Genomic DNA, 18,713 nt, shown 5'->3' with positions numbered 1-18,713 from the left:
AAAGGCCCGCACGCTCCTGTACGGGAGCCTGCGGGCCTTTCCGCGGCATGTGGCTCCGGGCTTGCCCGGAAGCCGGTTCGGATCAGTCCAGGTAGTCGCGCAGGACCTGCGAGCGCGACGGGTGCCGCAGCTTCGACATCGTCTTCGACTCGATCTGCCGGATGCGCTCACGCGTCACTCCGTAGACCTTGCCGATCTCGTCGAGGGTCTTCGGCTGACCGTCGGTGAGACCGAACCGCATCGAGACGACGCCCGCCTCGCGCTCGGACAGGGTGTCGAGCACGGAGTGCAGCTGCTCCTGGAGGAGCGTGAAGCTGACCGCGTCGGCCGGTACGACGGCTTCGGAGTCCTCGATGAGGTCACCGAACTCGCTGTCGCCGTCCTCGCCCAGCGGCGTGTGCAGGGAGATGGGCTCACGGCCGTACTTCTGGACCTCGATGACCTTCTCCGGGGTCATGTCGAGTTCCTTGGCCAGCTCCTCCGGGGTGGGCTCGCGGCCCAGGTCCTGGAGCATCTGGCGCTGCACGCGCGCGAGCTTGTTGATGACCTCGACCATGTGCACCGGGATGCGGATGGTGCGGGCCTGGTCGGCCATGGCGCGGGTGATCGCCTGACGGATCCACCAGGTGGCGTACGTGGAGAACTTGTAGCCCTTGGTGTAGTCGAACTTCTCGACCGCGCGGATCAGACCGAGGTTGCCCTCCTGGATGAGGTCCAGGAAGAGCATGCCGCGGCCGGTGTAGCGCTTGGCCAGGGAGACCACGAGGCGGAGGTTGGCCTCCAGCAGGTGGTTCTTGGCGCGGCGCCCGTCCTCGGCGATGATCTCCAGCTCGCGCTTGAGCTTCGGCGCGAGCTTGTCGGCGTTGGCCAGCTTGTCCTCGGCGAACAGGCCCGCCTCGATGCGCTTGGCCAGTTCGACTTCCTGCTCGGCGTTGAGCAGGGGGACCTTGCCGATCTGCTTCAGGTAGTCCTTGACGGGGTCCGCGGTGGCGCCGGCCGCTGCGACCTGCTGCGCGGGCGCGTCGTCCTCGTCGTCGTCGGAGAGCACGAAACCCTGTGCGCCCTCCTCCGCGGGCTCGCCCTCGCCGGGCTTGCCTGCTGCGGGCGTCTCCTCGGTGACCTCCTCATCCAGGAGCTCACCGGCTTCCTTCTTGGAGGCGGTCTTCTTGGCCGTCGTCTTCTTGGCGACGGTCTTCTTCGCGGCGGTGGCCTTCTTGGCCGTCGCCTTCTTGGCGGCGGCCTTCTTCACGGCCGTGCCGTCCTCGGTGGCGGCTTCGGCGGCGACCGACCTCTCGGGCGCGGCGGCAGCGGCCGGCCTCGTCGTGGTGGTCTTGGCGGCGACCGTCTTGGTCGCGGTGCGCTTGGCAGGACTCTTCGCTGCGACGCTCTTGCGGGGGCGCTTCGGCTCCGCGGCACTGACCATCAGCGTCACACCCTCTTCCTCGAGGATCTGGTTGAGGCTGCGCAGAACGTTCTTCCACTGAGTGGCCGGGATCTGGTCAGCTTCGAAGGCACGACGAACGTCGTCGCCGGCGATCTGCCCATCAGCCTTTCCCCGCTCGATGAGCGCCATGACAGAGACGGATTCGGCGATCTCCGGCGGGAGCGTACGGGATGTGCTGGCCGACACGAACAACCTCTCGGAACGTTGGAAAACGGCTTCCGGCCCCGTCCACTGCGGACCGGAGCCGACGACCGACGGCTAGGGATTGGGCCGACGGCGCGGGCGGGACCCGTGGAGCTCGCACAGCGCCGCGAACGACGGCTGCATTCCCTCCTCGGCTATCACCTCTTAGGTCATCGCGCTGTCAGTAAGAGCGTTACGCCCAATCTACGTGGTCCGAGTCACACCTCGTATGCAGTCAAAAGCGGCTAGACAAGGTCAGAAGTGGCGAGAATTCTCTCATCAGCCGCTCGGATGTGTACGTCGACATCGTGTGACGTACTGCCGCATACGCGTACGTACGAGGGGTCGTCACCGGAGTGCCGGGGTCCGGGCACTACGACGCCGGACTCCGTGCGTCCGCTCCTTCACTCCCCCGCGTCCGCGCCTCCGGGGCCCCCTGGCTCCTTGCGGAGCGAGGGTCCGGCGGCGCGGACGACGTCAACGGGTGACGGAGCAGCGAAACGATGCTGCGCGGTGTGCACGGCGTGCTGCGCTGACGCGGGAGGCGGTCAGTGCTCGCGGGGAGCGGGCACCACGCGCTCCCCTTCCGGGTGAACCGTGAGCAGCTGGCGCATGGCGGCCTCGGCGCCCGGTCCGTCGCCCGCGGCGAGGGCGTCGACGATCCGGGAGTGGTGCACGAGAGAGGCCTCGTTCGGACGGTCACAGCCCGTGACGGGCCCTCCGGAGACCTGGAGCGCGGCCGAGACGATGCCGGACAGGTGTTCCAGCATGCGGTTGCCCGCGACCTGGATGAGCAGCGAGTGGAACTCGGCGTCCGCGCGGGAGAACGTGATCGAGTCGCCCTGGGCGAGCGCGTGGCCCATGATCTCGACCATGTCCGCGAGCCGCTGCTGCACCTCCTCGCGACCGTGTCCGGCGGCGAGGCGGGCGGCCAGTGGCTCGATGGTCCACCGCAGCTCGCTGAGTTCGCGCCGCTGGTCGTCGCGCTGCGGGCCGAACGCCCGCCACTCGATGATGTCCGGGTCGAGCAGGTTCCAGTCGCTGACCGGCCGTACGCGGGTGCCGACGTTGGGCCGGGCGCTGACGAGGCCTTTGGCCTCCAGTACGCGCAGCGATTCGCGGACGACGGTGCGGGAGACCTCGAACCGCTGGCCGATCTCCTCCGGCACCAGGGGACGGTCTGCCCCCAGGTCGCCGGAGACGATCATCTGTCCGAGCTGCTGGACCAGTTGTCCGTGCAGCCCACGGCCGCGGTTGCCGGCGGCTCGTCGGCCCACGCGGCCGAGGTCCTGCTCCATGCCTTCCCAGGCGGGCGCGACCACGCGGTCGGCGCCGGGCGCCTCCGCGTAGGGGTAGCGGTCGAGGTCGCCCGTCGGACCGGCGAGGCCGGACTCTGCGGAACGGGCGGTGGTCATCATGGTGTGCGCAAGGGTACTCACGGATTCAGTTGTCGGCGCGGCTCCCAAGTCCCTTGAGGTCTTTGGTGAAAAGCACACGAAAGGGTGATCGCTTACCTCGCTGCAATTGACGCCTTATCGGAAAGAAGCCGCCGCTCACCGGAGACTTGCGCACAACGCGGGTACGGACGGCGGAAGATTCCCGTCATCGCGCCTGTCATCGCACCTGTCAGTGCACCTGTCAGCGCACCTTGCTTCGCGCCGCGGTGAGCAGGAAGGCGCAGAGCAGAGCGGTGACCGACAACGTCAGCGCGCTGCCGACCGGTTGGGCGAGCATGCGGAGCACCCCGGCGACGTAGCGTTCGATCCCGAAGGGCCACTGCACCAGCGCCAGGTCCCGCAACCGGCCAGGCAGACCGGCCGCGGATCGCACAGACGGCCCCTCCAGCGCCTTCTGCGCGAGCGGTACGACGACGATCGGCACCGCGAGAACCGCAGCGAGCCCGGCGCTCGTGGACCGGAACACGCCTGCCGCCAGCACCCCCGCCCATGCGCAGCCCACCGTGAGGGCCGCCCAACTCGCGCTCGACGAGAGCCAGTCGGCGGGAACTTCGGTGAGCTCCGGTCCGTATACGAGATGCAGCAGCGCGGCGTCGCAGCCGACGGTGAGGACGGCCAGGAGCAGGGCTGTGGCGGCGGCCACCACGAGCTTCGCGACGAGCAGGCCAAGGCGGCGTGGGACGGTGCCCCGGTCCGTGGCGAGGGCGGGGTGGCGGAACTCCTCGCCGAAGGCGAGCGCGCCGAGAAGTCCGGCGCCAAGGGCCGCCGGAGGCAAGGGAAGTTCGACCGGCCATGCGGCGAGCAGGTAGGGCTGCGGTGTGTGGCTGCTGCGGGCGAGAAGGACGCTCATGACCGCGGATACCGCCAGAACCACCGCCACCGTCAGATATCCGGTGCCGACCCCGGTGACCCGGCGCAGTTCGTACCGCACGGGCCGCAGCGGGCTACAGGCGGTACGGACCGCGATGGGAGGCGGCAGAGGGGAGGAAGGTTGTGCTTGACCGGGCCGAGGCGTGGACGCGGACGCGGACGCGGGCCTGACGCCGAGGGCCGCGGAGGGCGCACCGTCTGCGGGAGGAAACAGCGGCGTGAGTCGGTACGGAGCTTTGGCCGTACGGGCGGGGTCGCCCGTACGGGCGGGGTCGACCGGGCGTTCGGCTCGGTCGAGGCGCGCGGGCTCGTCGGGATGCGCGGGTTCGACGAGGTGTGCGGGCTCGACGAGATGCGCGGGCCCGTCGAGAAGCACGGGCCCATCGGGATGCGCGGGCTCGTCGGGATGCGCAGGCTCGACAGGGTGTGCAGGAGTGTTCGGCCGCGCGGGTTCGGCCGCTGGGTCCGGCTCGGTTACTCGACCGGGCCCTGGTGCGCCCGGCGGGCACTCCGGCGTGCGGCGCTCGCAAAGCGCATCGGGGGCGTACGGCGCGGAGGCCGGGGGCATGGGAGTGGGCTCGGGTGCGGGCTCGGCCCGGGTCCGCTCCCCCGACGTCGACGCGGAAGCTGTCGGCGGCCCCGCGACTCCGACCTCGTCGGCGAGTCGGTGGACGAGGATGCCGTGCCGGTACGCCGCTTCGCCCACTTCTGCGCAGGTGCTGCCGTACACCGAGAGTCTGTTGCCGTCCTCCTCCACCACCTCGACGGGCCGACGGCGGGCGCGTGCCTCCTTGGCCAGGAGCACACCGAGGCGCGCCGCGTGCGGGGTGCGCACGACGACGCGGGGGCGCAGGCGGGTACGGGCGAACTCCGCGGCGTCCTGGTCCGCGACGACGCGTCCGGCGTCGAGCGTGACGACCTGGTCTGCGGTCCGGGCGGCTTCCTTCGGGTCGCTGGTGGAGTACAGGACCGTGCCACCCCGTGTCGCGTGCGCCCGCAGGATCGCGTGCAACCAACCGCTCTCCTTTGCCGAAAGCCCGTCGGTGGGACCGTCCAGGACGAGCGCGTGCGGATCGGCCAGCAGGGCGCAGGCGAGTCCGAGCCTGCGGTCCATGCCGCGCGAGAGGCTCCCGAGCCGTTCCTCCCGGAGGCTGACGAGTCCGACGGCCTCCAGCACGTCGTCGGCGCGCGGAACGGGCACGCCCACCGCGGCGCAGAGCATGCGCAGATGTCCTCGCACCGTGCGGGCCGGATGGCCGGGGACCTCACCCAGCAGCACACCCACCTCCTTGGCGGGGTGAGCGATGCGGTGCAGGGGGCGGCCCCTGAAGTAGGTGATCCCACGGCCTTGTTGGAGTTCGAGTGCCAGCCGGAGCACGGTTGTCTTGCCTGCGTCCGGGGCGCCGAGCAGCGCGGTGACACGGCCCGTGTGCGCCTCGAAGGAGACGTCGTCGACGGCAGGCGGGAGTTCCTGGCGTGGATTGCTGGTCAGTCCGGTGGCCTGGATCATCGCTTCTCTCGCCGGATGTGTGACCGCTCGGCGGCCGGGGCGGGTCCGCCGGATCGGGGACGGACGAACCCCGTGGGTACCAAAGCAAGATAACGCGACATTTCAGGCTTTTCGCTGAGGGCGTGAGCCCGCGGGTGTCAGCTGCGGTGCTCGAAGCGACCGAGCAAGGCGTCCGCGAGGCTCGGAGCCGCGCCTTCGTCGCCCTGCCTCGGCACGCACGACGCTCGGGCCGTTCGCCAGGAACCCGCCCGCAGCCCTGTCCTGCGCGGACGCCCCCGCCCGTTGGTGTGCTGTCAGACGTCCGGTCGCAGCATGGGCGGGTTGAGCAGCGTGGCGCCACCCGCCCGGAAGAGCTGAGCCGGGCGACCGCCCTGGCGCGTCGTCGTCCCTCCGGTGGGGACCAGGAAACCCGGCGTGCCTGTCACCTTGCGGTGGAAGTTCCGCGGGTCGAGCGCGACGCCCCACACCGCCTCGTACACCCGCCGCAACTCGCCCACGGTGAACTCGGGCGGGCAGAACGCCGTGGCCAAGGACGAGTACTCGATCTTCGAACGAGCGCGCTCGACGCCGTCCGCCAGGATCTGCGCGTGGTCGAACGCGAGCGGCGCCACCTGCTCCCCCTCACGGCCGTAGCCCCCCTGGGTGAGCAGGTCCTCGACCGGTGCCCAGCGCGCGCTGTTGGCGTCCCCGCCCGCACGGGGCGCCGGCAGATCGGGCGCGAGGGCGAGGTGGGCGACGCTGACCACCCGCATCCGCGGGTCCCGCTTGGGGGCGCCGTACGTAGCCAGCTGCTCCAGGTGCGCCCCATTGACCTGTACGGGGCTCTCCGGGTCGTGGGCGCACAGCCCGGTCTCCTCCACCAGCTCGCGCGCCGCCGCCGCGGACAGGTCCTCGTCGGCCCGCACGAACCCGCCCGGCAGTGCCCAACGCCCCTGGAAGGGCGACTCCCCGCGCCGCACGGCCAGCGCGCACAGGGCGTGGCGGCGCACGGTCAGCACGACCAGATCGACGGTGACAGCGAAGGGCGGGAAGGCCGACGGGTCGTAGGGCGACATGCCGCGATCATAGTCGTCTGCCTGACGATAAACACCTCCTGCGTCATCTGCTTCCAGCCCCTTTCCCCGGGTTCCGTCCATCCTGCCCACCCTGTGCTCCACACCGTCGCCCGGCTCCTCACCCGCTCAACTGCAAGCCGTCGGCCGCCTCCTCCACCATGGCGAGGCCGAGCCTGCTCACGCGCACCGAGAACGGCTCTCCCGCCACCCGCAGCGCCGTCAACCCGAGCTCGCCCAGGGGCGCGCTGCGGACGGGGTTCAGCGTCACCGTGCCCGCCGGCGCGTCCGGGCGGATGCCTGCGAGGAGGGTCAGGAGCTGCACCCCGGCTGCCGCTCCCACGGCGGCCGGGCGGCAGGCCGCCGGGTGCGGAAGGGGCGCGCCGCCCTCCGCGCGCTGCTCGCCCGCGTACATCTCGGGGAGCCGATGGCCGAAGGTCTCCGCTGCGGCGAGCACGCCCCGCAGGAGCGCGCCCGCCTCCTTCTCGTACCCCGCGGCCGCCAGCCCGGCGACAGCGACCGCCGTCTCGTGCACGCGCACCGCCCCACTGCGGTGCCCGAACGGGTTGTACGCGGCCTCCTTGGCGCCCAGGCCGCGAAGCCCCCAGCCCGAGTCCATGACGGGGCCGCCGAGGAGCCTCGCGACCTGTTCCGTCTGCACCTTGTCGAGCAACCCCGGGGCGAGCACACCGGCTCCGAGCAGTCCGGTGTCCAGGAGGTGGGCCGCGCTCCCGGTCAGGAAGGAGAGCGTGCGGCCGTCGGCCAGACGTGCCGCCACCGGTCTGCCGCCTGTCCGGTCCGCGACCCATAACTCCTCCCGGAACCGGCCCCGCAGCCGCTCCGCCCACTGCCTCAGCCCTGCACCTCCCGGGCGCCCGTACGCGTCGAGCAGATCGGCGCCCAGTAGCGCCGCGCGGTGTGCGTGGGCCTGGGTCTCGCAGCGAACGGGTCCACGGGGGTGGGGGTCCGGGAGGAAGGGGCTGTCGCCGACCGCTTCGAGGAGCCAGTGCAGACATCGCTCCGCGGGGGGCAGCAGGTCCGCCACGTCCGCTTCCGATGTCCCCCAACGCCGGGCCTCTGCCAGCAGCGCCGGGAACAGCAGGGTGGCTTCGACTCCCGTGCACCCCGGAGGCAACAGCGGTCCGGCGTTCCTCATCGGCCCCGGGATCATGCCCGACCGCGATCCCGCGTTCTTGAGCTGGCCGCGGGCCAGGGCACGCAGCGTGCCGACGGCGAGCCTGGTGCCGAGGGGCAGCGTCATCCGCGCTGCCGTCAGTGCCTCCGCCGGCGCGAGGCCGCACCGCCAGGGCGCCCCGGCTGCCACGTACACCTCCGCGGGGTGTGCGGGATCCCGCAGGAGCAGCGCCCGCAGGTCCGCCACGGAGGTGTCCAGGAGGCGCGTTACCGTCGGCTCGTCGCCCACGGCCCGGGCGGAGGCCAATGGGCTGCTCGCGCCGTGTCCCACCGGCCGCACCGGCCCACCGCCCTGAGGGCGGATGCGCAGTTCCACGCTCTGGCTGCCCCCCGGCGGCAACTGCACTTCCCAGCGCAGCAGCCCTGCGGAGGCGAGCGCGTCCGTGGGTGCCGGGACGGCGGTCACCACACAGTGCCCCGTCCCCGAGGACCACCGCATGCCCGAGTCGTGGACGCTGGCGGGGAGTTCCGGTCCCGCTCGGCCCGCTGCGACCGCTCCCAGTTCCGCCAGGTCCGTCCCGAGCGACACCTCGACGGGGAGCCTCAGGGGGCGACTGGCCGCGCTGCGCAGCGTGATCCTCTCCGTTCCGTCGGCGTGCCGGGTCCGCTCCACGACGACGTCCGGGTCGGGGCCGCCGTCCGTCGACGGAAGGACGGTCGCCACGAAGCGGGCGCTGTCGGCCGACAGCATCCGGGCCTGCACCGCGACCGGCTCCCGTCCCGCCACGCGTACCTGGCAGCGCGACAGCATGCGCCGGCCCGAACGGTAGAAGCCTTCGAGCCCGCGGCCGTTCAGCTGGCCCTGGTCCGTGGAGACAGCCAGCGCCGGTAGCGCAACGCAGACCAGCGACGCGTGCACGGGCGGCAGCCCTCCGGGGCGATGTGGAGCGGATGCCGGGGACCGTCCTGCGGGCGGACGCCGATAACCCGTCGCGGATGGCCGATTGCTGTCGGGCTGTCCGATGTCGGGCTTCTTGGGCTTGTCGTCGGGCTTCTTGGGCTTGACGTCGGGATTGTTGGACTCGGCGTCGGGATTGTTGGGCTCGGCGTCGGGATTGTTGTGCTTGACGTCCGGTCTCTTGGGACTGACGGAGATGTCGGAGCGGACGAAGGCGGAGGGCAGGGCGGGAACGTGCATGGAGCAGCCTCTTCTGCGTTGTCTGCGCTACGGAGACTCGGTCGCGGTGCGGCGGCGCGACCCGGACATGGGTACCGCCACTCAGGTGAACGGGCCTGGACCGCAGCAAGTCACGCATACGCCTCAGGAAGCCGCCCGTACGGCCGTGTGCCCTCTCGATGACCGCAGCCGCCCGTCCCAGCACGGACCTCCCCGTACGGCGCCCGGGGTCCGTGTCCCCCGGTCGCACTTCCTGGCTGACCGGTGGCGCTCCCTGGGGTGCCGACCGCACCCCACGGTTCATCAACCCCATCTCACGGCTCATCGACCGCCCCTCACGGTTCATCGACCGCCCCTCACGGTTCATTGACCAGCCCTCACGATGCATTGGCCACCCCTCGCGGTTCGCGGTGCGCCGTTCAGGGGTCGCGTGTCGCAATTCACCGGCCGCGCCTCGTGTCTCGCCGGACCGCGGGTCGCCGGTTCCGCGGCCCCGCTCCGGCCCCGCCCGCCGGACGCGACGCGCGTGCGGCAGGGCGTGACCCCCGGCGGCGCTCACGGGGTGCGGAACTCAGGCTCTCGTCCGCCGCGGGTTCAGCCTCGGCCACGGCGCCGGATCCGGTGGTGAAGCCAAGGCCGGAGCCGGTGGTGGAGTGGGTGGGTGAGGCGGGAGAGACCGCGGACACCGGCGTGGCAGACACCCCGCTTCCGGGCACGGATGAGGCCACGCGACCGGTGTCTTCCGCGGTTTCGGGGAGGTCGCTGCGCGCGGAGGAGCCGTTCGTCGTCCGCGTGTGAGCCGACTGGACATGGGCCGACCTGGCATGAGCCGACGGAGCGTGAGCGCCCTGCGCGTCGGAGAGCGCATCCGCATCTGCCGACCCGTCGATGCCGACCGGCACTCCGACGCCGTCCGGCACGGTGGGCGCGCGCATGAGGTCGTCGGCCGGGGCGGACTCCCGCTGCGTGCGCTCACCGCGCAGGATGCGGCGGATCGGTTCCGGGTCACCGTCCGCGCCACACGTCGGGTGCAGCAGCAGAGCGAAGGTGTAGTGCGGGTCGGCACGCAACGCCATGTTCAGTGCTTCCTGGCCCTCGACCACGTCACCGAGCGACCAGGCCACCCAGCCTGCCAGCGTCAGGGGCGCGGCCGCGTGCTCGTGGAAGGGACCGACGCAGCGGCGGGCGAGTGCCCGCCAGAGCCGGAGGGCCGGCGCCGCCACCGGGCCTTCCATCCACTCGGCCGCCCGGTCCCGCGTGGTGCGGTCCTGGAGACCGAGGATCAGTGCGGCAGCTTCGTCGTGCGCCAGCAACTGGTCGTCCTGAAGGTCTGCCTCCAGGATGTCGCGCTTCGGGTGGGCCTGAGCGAGGCGGTCCATCAGACGGCGGGCGAGGCCGAGGGTCTCGTCGGCGATCTCGTCGTGACCGCCGTCGTCCAGGATGCGCGGCACCAGGGCGACGGCGGCGGCATGCAGGGCACTTTCCTGCGCCGCCGCGGCCGCCTCCGACCGCCACGGTGCGAGCCGGGCACGCAGCACGCCCTGGTCCGGGCCCATCTGGTGCCCTGCGTACGCCGAGGCCGCCGCGAGGACCGACGTGCCCTTGGGGAGCAGCGGTGCGCCCTCCGCGGGGCAGCACCGCTGATCGGGGCAGCAGTAGGTCCAGAAGCGGCCGTCGGAGACGCACACCACCTCCAGGACCGGGACGTCGAGGCTGCCGCAGGCGGTGCGCAGGCTCTGGGCCAGGGGGCGGAGGTGTTCCATGACCCGCCGCCCGGCCGACCACGAGCCGTCCCCTGCTGACAACCCGTCTCCTGCTGACGAGCCGCCTCCGACCGGCCACGGGCCGCCTACGGTCGGCCCGAAAGAACCCCTAAGGGACTCGGAGGCGCCCCTGGCCGTCGATCCGAGGACGCCCCCGGCCGGCCCGAAGGTGTCTCCGATCGCCCCGAAGGTGTCTCCGGTCGGCCCGGAGATGTCCCCCGCGGACCCTCCCGGCTCCCGACAGAGGAAGGCCACGACGCCGTCCGGCCGTGCTTCGCGCCGCTCGCAGCCGCTCACCAGGCACTGGGCCAGCTGCTCCGCGACGGACGGCCAGTCCTCCGTGCGTTCCGGAATGCCAAGGCGCACCCGACCGCCGAATCGGCCGCGCGGGCCGTGCAGGGCGATGAGGACGACACTGTCCTCGGGCTGGAATCCGAGCAGGTACGGCAAGGCGTCGGCCAGCTCGGCGGGGGTGCGCAGGGTCACGACGGGGGCGGACGGGTCGGCTGCTTCGCTGTGCTTCGTCATGCGCCGACTCTGCACCGGAAGCTATCCCTCCGGTTGGGCCTGTGGATAACCCCGATCAGGAGCACGCCAAGAGTTGTCCACAGACTGGCGGGCTCGGTCGCACGATGTCTGACCCATCGGGTTGCATGGGGGCATGAGCAACGAAGACCTGCGCACGGCGGCGAATGCCGTCCTCGCCCGCCTCGTCGGCGGTCCCTCCTCCGAACCGGCCGGGCCACAGCCGGACGGCCCTCGTCTGCGCGAGGACCAGTGGCGTGCCATCGAAGCGCTGGTCGCGGAGAAGCGCCGGGCCCTGGTCGTGCAGCGGACGGGCTGGGGCAAGTCGGCCGTGTACTTCGTCGCGACGGCGCTGCTGCGGGAGCGGGGCAGCGGGCCGACCGTGATCGTCTCGCCCCTCCTCGCGCTCATGCGGAATCAGGTGGAGTCGGCGGCGCGGGCAGGCATCCGCGCCCGCACGATCAACTCGTCCAACACGGAGGAGTGGGAGACGATCCAGGCGGAAGTGGCCGCGGGTGAGGTGGACGTCCTGCTGGTGAGCCCCGAGCGGCTCAACAACCCCGACTTCCGTGACCAGGTGCTGCCCGAGCTCGCCGCCGCGACGGGACTGCTCGTCGTGGACGAGGCCCACTGCATCTCGGACTGGGGGCACGACTTCCGGCCCGACTACCGCAGGTTGCGCACGATGCTGGCCGACCTGCCACCCGGTGTGCCGGTGCTCGCCACGACGGCGACGGCCAATGCGCGCGTGACGGCGGACGTCGCCGAACAACTCGGCACCGGCGGCGGATCGGACGCCCTCGTCCTGCGCGGCCCGCTCGACCGCGAGAGCCTCAGCCTCGCCGTGCTCGAGCTGCCGAACGCGGCACACCGGCTGGCCTGGCTCGCGGACCACCTCGACGACCTGCCGGGCTCCGGGATCATCTACACCCTCACGGTGGCCGCCGCCGAGGAAGTCACGGCGTATCTGAGTCACCGCGGGCACACGGTCGCCTCGTACACCGGAAAGACGGAGAACGTGGACCGCCAGCAGGCCGAGGAGGACCTGCTGGCCAATCGTGTCAAGGCCCTCGTCGCCACGTCCGCCCTCGGGATGGGCTTCGACAAGCCCGACCTGGGGTTCGTCGTCCACCTCGGTTCGCCGTCATCGCCGATCGCCTACTACCAGCAGGTGGGCCGGGCGGGACGCGGGGTCGCCCACGCCGAGGTCCTGCTGCTGCCCGGCAAGGAGGACACGGCGATCTGGAACTATTTCGCCTCGCTGGCCTTCCCGCCGGAAGAGCAGGTGCGCCGCACACTGGACGTGCTGGCGCAGGCCGAGCGGCCCATGTCGCTGCCCGCCCTGGAGCCGCTCGTCGAGCTGCGCCGGTCACGGCTCGAGACGATGCTCAAGGTCCTCGACGTCGATGGTGCGGTACGGCGCGTCAAGGGCGGTTGGATCTCGACGGGCACACCTTGGATGTACGACACCGAGCGGTACGCCTGGGTCGCCAAGCAGCGGCAGGCGGAGCAGCAGGCCATGCGGGAGTATGCCGCCACGAAGGGCTGCCGCATGGAGTTCCTGCGGCGCCAGCTCGACGACGAGGAAGCCGCGCCGTGCGGACGTTGCGACAACTGCGCGGGCGGGCGGTTCGACGACAACGTCTCCGACACGGCGCTGGAGACGGCACGTGGTGAGCTCGCTCGACCCGGCGTCGACGTAGAGCCCCGGAAGATGTGGCCGACAGGTCTGACAGCCGTGGGCATGACGCTCAAGGGACGCATCGCCCCCGGTGAACTGGCCTCGCCCGGCCGAGCCCTGGGCCGGCTCTCGGACATCGGCTGGGGCAACCGCCTCCGGCCCATGCTCGCGCCGCAGGCTCCCGACGGCCCCGTTCCCGACGATGTGACGAAGGCCGTCGTGGAGGTGCTGGCGGACTGGGCCAAGGGGCCGGGCGGCTGGGCGTCGGGCGGCGCGGACGCGGGGCCTCGCCCGGTCGGCGTGGTCACCATGGCCTCGCGCTCCAAGCCGCAGCTGATCCAGTCCCTCGGCGCACGCATCGCGGAGATCGGCCGCCTCCCCCGGCTCGGCTCCCTGGAGTACACCGCCGATGCCGAGGTCGCTCACGTGCCCAGGAGCAACAGCGCGCAGCGGCTGCGCGCGCTGGACGGTGCGCTGACGGTGCCGCCCGCCCTGGCCGCCGCTCTCCGGAAGGCGGACGGCCCGGTGCTCCTGGTGGACGACGCGACGGAGACCGGCTGGACACTCGCCGTGGGCGCGCGCATGCTGCGACAGGCCGGCGCCAAGGGGGTGTTGCCGCTGGTCCTGGCCGTACAGGGGTGAAACGGGCTTGGGCGCGGCATGTCCTGGGCAGGGATATGTAAGACGTATCGCCGCATACGGGGCGTCGGCTTCAATTGCTCGTTGCCGCAAGCCAGTACGGCGGGAAGAATCGAGAGTGCTCCCGCGCGGTTCCCTGGTCCGGTAGGGCTGTGCCGAGGTGCGCCCCAGTCCGACGCCGCCCTCTGCCGGGGGTGCAGCCGAAGGGAGGACCGTGACCTTCGGATCGACTCCGTCCACCGCTGCATCGAAGTCGGGCCCATCGGCTGTCTCCGCGATACCCGATTCCGGTCACCCGCCGACCCGCATGCTGGAGCCCGCCGAGTGGTCAGCCGCCGAGATCCCCCTGCTGCGGAGCCCCCGCGAAGTCGTGAGCGGGCTGCACGCGCGGCATCGGCCCACACCGGCCACGGCTGTCGTGGCCGTCCTCGACCAGGAGGAGCGGGTCAGGGCATCCGCGTCCTTCGCCAGGCGGTCGCACGTGGCCGACGGTTGGGTGTTCCGCAACGCCCTGCTCGCACAGTTGCGTCGAGTCGTCCCGCACGATCTGCGCCGCCGCACCCCGGTGCGTACGGCCGTGCTGCTGTACTGCCGCGAGGGGGACGGTCGTTGGACGCGGGAGGACGGCGCGTGGATGTGGGGGCTGCGGGACGCGTGCACGCTGCACGGGCTGCGGTGCGGTGCGTACATCACGCTGACCAGGGAGGGTTGGCAGGTGCTCGGTGAGGGGCGCGGGGGCCGTCGGCCCAGCGCCGGTTCGCGTCCGGAGGACTTCGTCGGCGCCGAGCCGCCTGCGCCGTCGCGTACGGGCGCCTCGGCATCGGAGTTGCTGCGTCGCGTCTCCGCTCGCTGAGGACGGGTCCCGCTCGCCGGGGACCGGAGTACTCACCGTGGATCGGTCCCGCGCCGGAAGCGGCGGCCTGACGCGGCTACGCCGAGCCCGGACCGACCAGAGCCTCGCGGCGCCACTCGGACGCAAGCGGATCCACACGTCACGCACCGCGCACCGCGCACCACGCACCACGCACCACGCACCACGCACCACGCACCACGCACCGACTAGTTGGCTCCGAAGGCCACATATATCGCTACGGCCTCATGCGTACCGTTCGAAGGCAGCACGAAGGCATGGGTGGTCGCGGCCGGGCCCGACCGGACGCGGGGCGCCGCGGCGCTCAGGCCGCGGCGTGCCCGCCGGGCGGGGGCGTCAGACGCCCGCGCCCAGCATCGCGTTGATCCGCTGCGGGTCGCCGCAGACGACCAGCAGGGTCGTGGCCCGCGTGAGCGCGGTCGGCAAGGCCGCGACGGCCGTCTCCTCTCTGCCGCCGTTCAGGGCCACCACGACCACAGGACGGGCGGCGGCACGGGGCAGGGAGGCGGCGTCGGCGTAGAAGACGTCGTCTCCGGCGTCGTGCTGTGCCCAGTAGGCGTCCTCGCCGAAGGACAGCTCGTGCGCCGCCCACGGATGCTGATCGCCGGTGGTGATCACCAGGACGTCGCCGGGGACACGACCCGAGTCGAGCAGCAGGTCGACGGCTTCCTCGGCCGCGTCCAGCGCGCCGTCCACAGCAGCCGGGATCAGCTGGATCTGCGGCACCGCGGTGGAAGGTCCGGTGGCGGAAGAGCCGGTGGTGGAGGTTTCGGGAGCTGCCGGAGCCGAGGGCTCCGGCTGCACGGCCAGGGCGGTGGGCCCGGGCTTGGCGGCCGGTTCACGCGTCGCTCGCTGAGCGGGCGGTATCGGCCGGGCAGGACCCGGACGGCCGGGCCGCGGCGGCGCCGCGGGACGCGGACCGGGTACGGGGCGGGGGGTCGGCGCGGTACGGCTGCTGGCCGGGGTGGCGCGGGGACCCTGGGCACTCTCGTGAATCTGAGGCTCCTCGGGAATGAGAGGCATGCGTTGTTGTCTATCAAACGCCGACGCGACACGCGTCGGCGGGTGGCACCTGAGTGCGACCGGAACTGCGGAAAACATCAAAAATCAAAGCCGAGCTGGCCCTCAATTTCCGGAACGTTTCCCTCCGCCCAGCTGCGGGCCTTCTTGAGATGCCGCCACTGGGGCAGCGCATCAAGATACGCCCACGTGAGCCGGTGGTAGGGCGTGGGGCCCTGTTCCGCCAGTGCGGCCTTGTGTACCGGCGACGGATAACCGGCGTTGGCCGCAAAACCGAAGTCTGCATGGTCGATGCCCAGTTCGGCCATCATTTTGTCGCGCCGAACCTTGGCGATCACCGATGCCGCGGCGACGGCCACGCAGGACTGATCGCCCTTGATGACCGTACGAACCCGCCACGGCGATCCGAGGTAGTTGTGCTTGCCGTCGAGGATCACGGCCTCCGGACGGACCGGCAGGCCCTCCAGGGCACGGACGGCGGCCAGCCGCAGGGCGGCTGTCATGCCCAGGTCGTCGATCTCCTCGTGCGAGGCGTGACCGAGGGCGTGCGCCGTGACCCAGCCCTCCAGCACCCCGGCGAGTTCGAGACGTCGCTTGGGGGTGATCAGCTTGGAGTCGGTGAGCCCCGCGGGCGGGCGGCGCAGTCCCGTCACCGCCGCGCAGACGGTGACCGGCCCGGCCCAGGCGCCGCGCCCGACCTCGTCGACACCGGCGACGATCTTCGCTCCGGTGGTGGCGCGCAGGGAGCGCTCGACGGTGTGGGTGGGTGCTTCGTACGGCATGGCGCCAGACAGCGTACGCCGCCGGTGGTCACTCGCGACACCCCGGGTCGCAGCACGCCTCGACGGCACACCGGAAGCGACGAGACGCCGCACCGGAAGCACCCCCGCCTCGACCCGGCGGAGCCGGCCGACGGGACCGGTCGACGGAACCGGCCGTCGGGCCGGGCCCCTGCGTCAAGGGCGCAGCATCGGCATCACGACCTGGTCGATGAGCCGAATGAATTCCTCGTCCGACCATTCGCTTGCGCACACCTTGGAGCGATACATCATCATTGCCGGAATGACATCGCAGACAAACTCGTCCGTTGCGGCGGAACGGACCTCTCCGCGCTCTATTCCACGTCGCATGACCTGTCTGATGAGCTCCACGCTGGGCTCGATGACGCTCGCGACGATCACTTCTTGGAAGCGCTTGGCGGTTGCCGTATCGCATTCGTGAATGACGGCCATCAAGGCATAGCCGGTGCGTGACGTCATCGCCGAGCGCATCTGTCGGCACATGCGCAGCAGGTCTTCCCGGACGCTTCCGCAGTCGGGGACGTCCTCGGGCTTCGGCAGCCCGGCCCGCAGGGCGTCGACGACCAGGTCCTGCTTGGACGGCCAGCGGCGGTAGACCGCGGCCTTGCCCGTCTGCGCGCCCGCGGCGACACCCTCCATCGTCAGGCCGCTCCAACCGACCGTACTGAGCTGATCCAGCGCGGAATCGAGGATCGCGCGCTCCAGCACGAGACCTCGACGGCGCGAGGAGGCCGCCCGGGCGGGAGCGGCCCTCCAACGCGAAGTAGCCATCTGCACATCTCCGTTGAGCGATCAATGACGGCCCCCAGTGAACGCTTGCGTTCCCTGCCGGGCTGTCACTACCGTATGGCGCCAAAGTGAACGCCTGCGTTCACTAAGGCACTTGTGGGGGATCCATAGTGACGACCTCTCAGTCGAGTTCTCAGTCGAGTCAAGATCGAAAGCCTGGCGCGGCCCGCCGCGAAGGTCATCCCAATGTCGCGCTCACCATCATCGCGGCCTGCCAACTCATGGTGGTACTGGATGCGACGATTGTGAACATCGCGCTTCCACACATCCAGGACGCGCTCAAGTTCTCGACGACGGACCTCACATGGGTCGTGAGTGCGTACACCCTCACCTTCGGCGGTCTGCTGCTCCTCGGCGGCCGTGCCGGTGACATCCTGGGCCGCCGCCGTGTGTTCATGACGGGCATCCTGCTCTTCACCGCGGCCTCGCTGCTCGGCGGATTCGCGCAGGAACCCTGGCAGTTGCTCGCGGCGCGCGCTCTCCAGGGCGTCGGTGGCGCGATCGCGTCGCCCACCTCACTGGCCCTGATCACGACGACGTTCCCCGAGGGGCCCGAGCGGAACCGCGCGTTCGGCGTCTTCGCCGCCGTCTCCGCGGGTGGCGGCGCCATCGGCCTGCTCGCGGGCGGCATGCTCACCGAGTGGCTCGACTGGCGCTGGGTGCTGTTCGTGAACGTTCCCATCGGCATATTGATCGCCTTCCTCACACCGCTCTACATCAGCGAGTCCGAGCGCCATCCGGGCCGTTTCGACCTCGTGGGCGCGCTGACCTCCACGGCCGGTATGGCCTCGCTGGTCTACGGCTTCATCAGGGCGTCCGAGGACGGCTGGCGCGACGGGCTCACCCTGGGTTCGTTCGGCGCGGCGATCGTGTTGCTGCTGGCGTTCGTCCTCATCGAGAGCCGGGCCAAGGAACCGATCACGCCACTGAAGATGTTCGCGGATCGAAACCGCTCGGGAACGTACGTGATCATGCTCAGCCTGGCCGCTGCCATGTTCGGCATGTTCTTCTTCATCGTGCTCTTCGTCCAGAACGTACTGAGCTACACCCCCATCGAGGCCGGTCTCGCCTTCCTGCCCGTCACGGTCGCGATCGTGATCGGCGCCGGACTGTCGCAGCGCTTCCTTCCGGTCCTCGGGCCCAAACCGTTCATGGTGGTCGGCTCGGCCATCGTCGCCCTCGGCCTCGGGTGGCAGACGTTCATCACCCCGGACAGTTCGTACGTGGGCGGGGTGCTCGGGCCGATGCTGCTGTTCGGCTTCGGCATGGGCCTGAACTTCGTGACGCTGACGCTGACCGCGGTGTCCGGGGTCGCCGTGCACGAGGCGGGCGCCGCCTCGGGGCTGCTCAACGCGACACAGCAGGTGGGCGGGTCGCTCGGCCTGTCCATCCTGACCACGGTCTTCGGTGCCGCGAGCAGGGACGAGGCCAAGGAGCAGGCCCCGGACTTCATGGCGAACGCGTCGCCGCAGGAGAAGGCGTCGCTCGCCAAGACCGGCGAGATGCCCCCTCCCTGGGGGCACGAGGTGCTGTCCACCGGCATCTCGACGGCCTTCATTCCTGCTGTCGCCATGGCCGTACTCGCGCTGATCGTCGCCGTGCTGGTGATCCGGGTGCGCAAGAGCGATCTGGACGCACTCGCCGGCACGGCGGGCGCGGCAGGTCCTGCGGGAGGCTGACGGAAGCCGTGTGCACCGGGCCCGTCATCGTCGCGAGGCAGGCCCGGCGCCCACGCAAGGCCCTGCCCCGCCCCGCCCTCGTCTCCAGGCGATCCGGCGATCCGGGTACCCACGACCTC

The 18,713-nt window shown here is 71.3% G+C and carries 12 protein-coding genes; 3 read left to right on the top strand and 9 right to left on the bottom strand.

Annotated features, from left to right (window positions below; genetic code table 11):
* Positions 1-82: 82 nt before the first annotated feature.
* The 6 genes from ACH4DX_RS31920 to ACH4DX_RS31895 all read right to left on the bottom strand — a co-directional run bounded on the left by ACH4DX_RS31920 (position 83) and on the right by ACH4DX_RS31895 (position 11,118).
* Positions 83-1,636 carry an RNA polymerase sigma factor gene (locus ACH4DX_RS31920; protein ID WP_398157652.1) on the bottom strand — a complete coding sequence of 518 codons (1,554 nt, stop codon included), beginning with the start codon at positions 1,634-1,636 and terminating at the stop codon, positions 83-85.
* Positions 1,637-2,175: 539 nt separating this feature from the next.
* Complete coding sequence (locus ACH4DX_RS31915) at positions 2,176-3,066, bottom strand: FadR/GntR family transcriptional regulator (RefSeq protein WP_398115831.1); 891 nt, start codon at positions 3,064-3,066, stop codon at positions 2,176-2,178.
* A 199-nt stretch (positions 3,067-3,265) separates the two neighbouring features.
* Entirely contained in the window at positions 3,266-5,464 is a 2,199-nt protein-coding gene (locus ACH4DX_RS31910) for an ATP-binding cassette domain-containing protein (protein WP_398157651.1), read from the bottom strand.
* 293 nt (positions 5,465-5,757) lie between these two features.
* Positions 5,758-6,519: an NUDIX domain-containing protein gene (locus tag ACH4DX_RS31905; RefSeq protein ID WP_398115835.1), complete on the bottom strand. Its 762-nt coding sequence runs from the start codon at positions 6,517-6,519 to the stop codon at positions 5,758-5,760.
* 118 nt (positions 6,520-6,637) lie between these two features.
* Positions 6,638-8,848: a glycogen debranching N-terminal domain-containing protein gene (locus tag ACH4DX_RS31900; RefSeq protein ID WP_398157650.1), complete on the bottom strand. Its 2,211-nt coding sequence runs from the start codon at positions 8,846-8,848 to the stop codon at positions 6,638-6,640.
* 419 nt (positions 8,849-9,267) lie between these two features.
* The gene (locus ACH4DX_RS31895; protein ID WP_398157649.1) at positions 9,268-11,118 is read right to left on the bottom strand and encodes a DUF4192 family protein; all 1,851 of its coding nucleotides are present in this window, start codon (positions 11,116-11,118) and stop codon (positions 9,268-9,270) included.
* Positions 11,119-11,251: 133 nt separating this feature from the next.
* Here ACH4DX_RS31895 and ACH4DX_RS31890 point away from each other — a divergent pair, with 133 nt between their 5' ends.
* Complete coding sequence (locus ACH4DX_RS31890; RefSeq protein ID WP_398157648.1) at positions 11,252-13,438, top strand: RecQ family ATP-dependent DNA helicase; 2,187 nt, start codon at positions 11,252-11,254, stop codon at positions 13,436-13,438.
* A 211-nt stretch (positions 13,439-13,649) separates the two neighbouring features.
* The gene (locus ACH4DX_RS31885; protein ID WP_398157647.1) at positions 13,650-14,288 is read left to right on the top strand and encodes a hypothetical protein; all 639 of its coding nucleotides are present in this window, start codon (positions 13,650-13,652) and stop codon (positions 14,286-14,288) included.
* 354 nt (positions 14,289-14,642) lie between these two features.
* Here ACH4DX_RS31885 and ACH4DX_RS31880 read toward each other — a convergent pair whose 3' ends face one another.
* From ACH4DX_RS31880 to ACH4DX_RS31870, 3 genes are all read right to left on the bottom strand, one after another.
* Positions 14,643-15,329 carry a hypothetical protein gene (locus tag ACH4DX_RS31880; protein ID WP_398157646.1) on the bottom strand — a complete coding sequence of 229 codons (687 nt, stop codon included), beginning with the start codon at positions 15,327-15,329 and terminating at the stop codon, positions 14,643-14,645.
* Positions 15,330-15,406: 77 nt separating this feature from the next.
* Positions 15,407-16,108 carry a ribonuclease HII gene (locus tag ACH4DX_RS31875; RefSeq protein ID WP_398157645.1) on the bottom strand — a complete coding sequence of 234 codons (702 nt, stop codon included), beginning with the start codon at positions 16,106-16,108 and terminating at the stop codon, positions 15,407-15,409.
* 174 nt (positions 16,109-16,282) lie between these two features.
* Entirely contained in the window at positions 16,283-16,897 is a 615-nt protein-coding gene (locus ACH4DX_RS31870) for a TetR/AcrR family transcriptional regulator (protein ID WP_398115848.1), read from the bottom strand.
* Positions 16,898-17,025: 128 nt separating this feature from the next.
* Between ACH4DX_RS31870 and ACH4DX_RS31865 the strand changes: the two genes are divergently transcribed.
* Positions 17,026-18,594: an MFS transporter gene (locus tag ACH4DX_RS31865; RefSeq protein WP_398157644.1), complete on the top strand. Its 1,569-nt coding sequence runs from the start codon at positions 17,026-17,028 to the stop codon at positions 18,592-18,594.
* Positions 18,595-18,713 lie beyond the last annotated feature (119 nt).

This window comes from Streptomyces sp. NPDC017940 (assembly GCF_044328435.1).
Taxonomy (GTDB): Bacteria; Actinomycetota; Actinomycetes; order Streptomycetales; family Streptomycetaceae; genus Streptomyces.
Note: the sequence above shows the minus strand (reverse complement) of the source record. Positions and strands in the feature narration are given on the sequence as shown.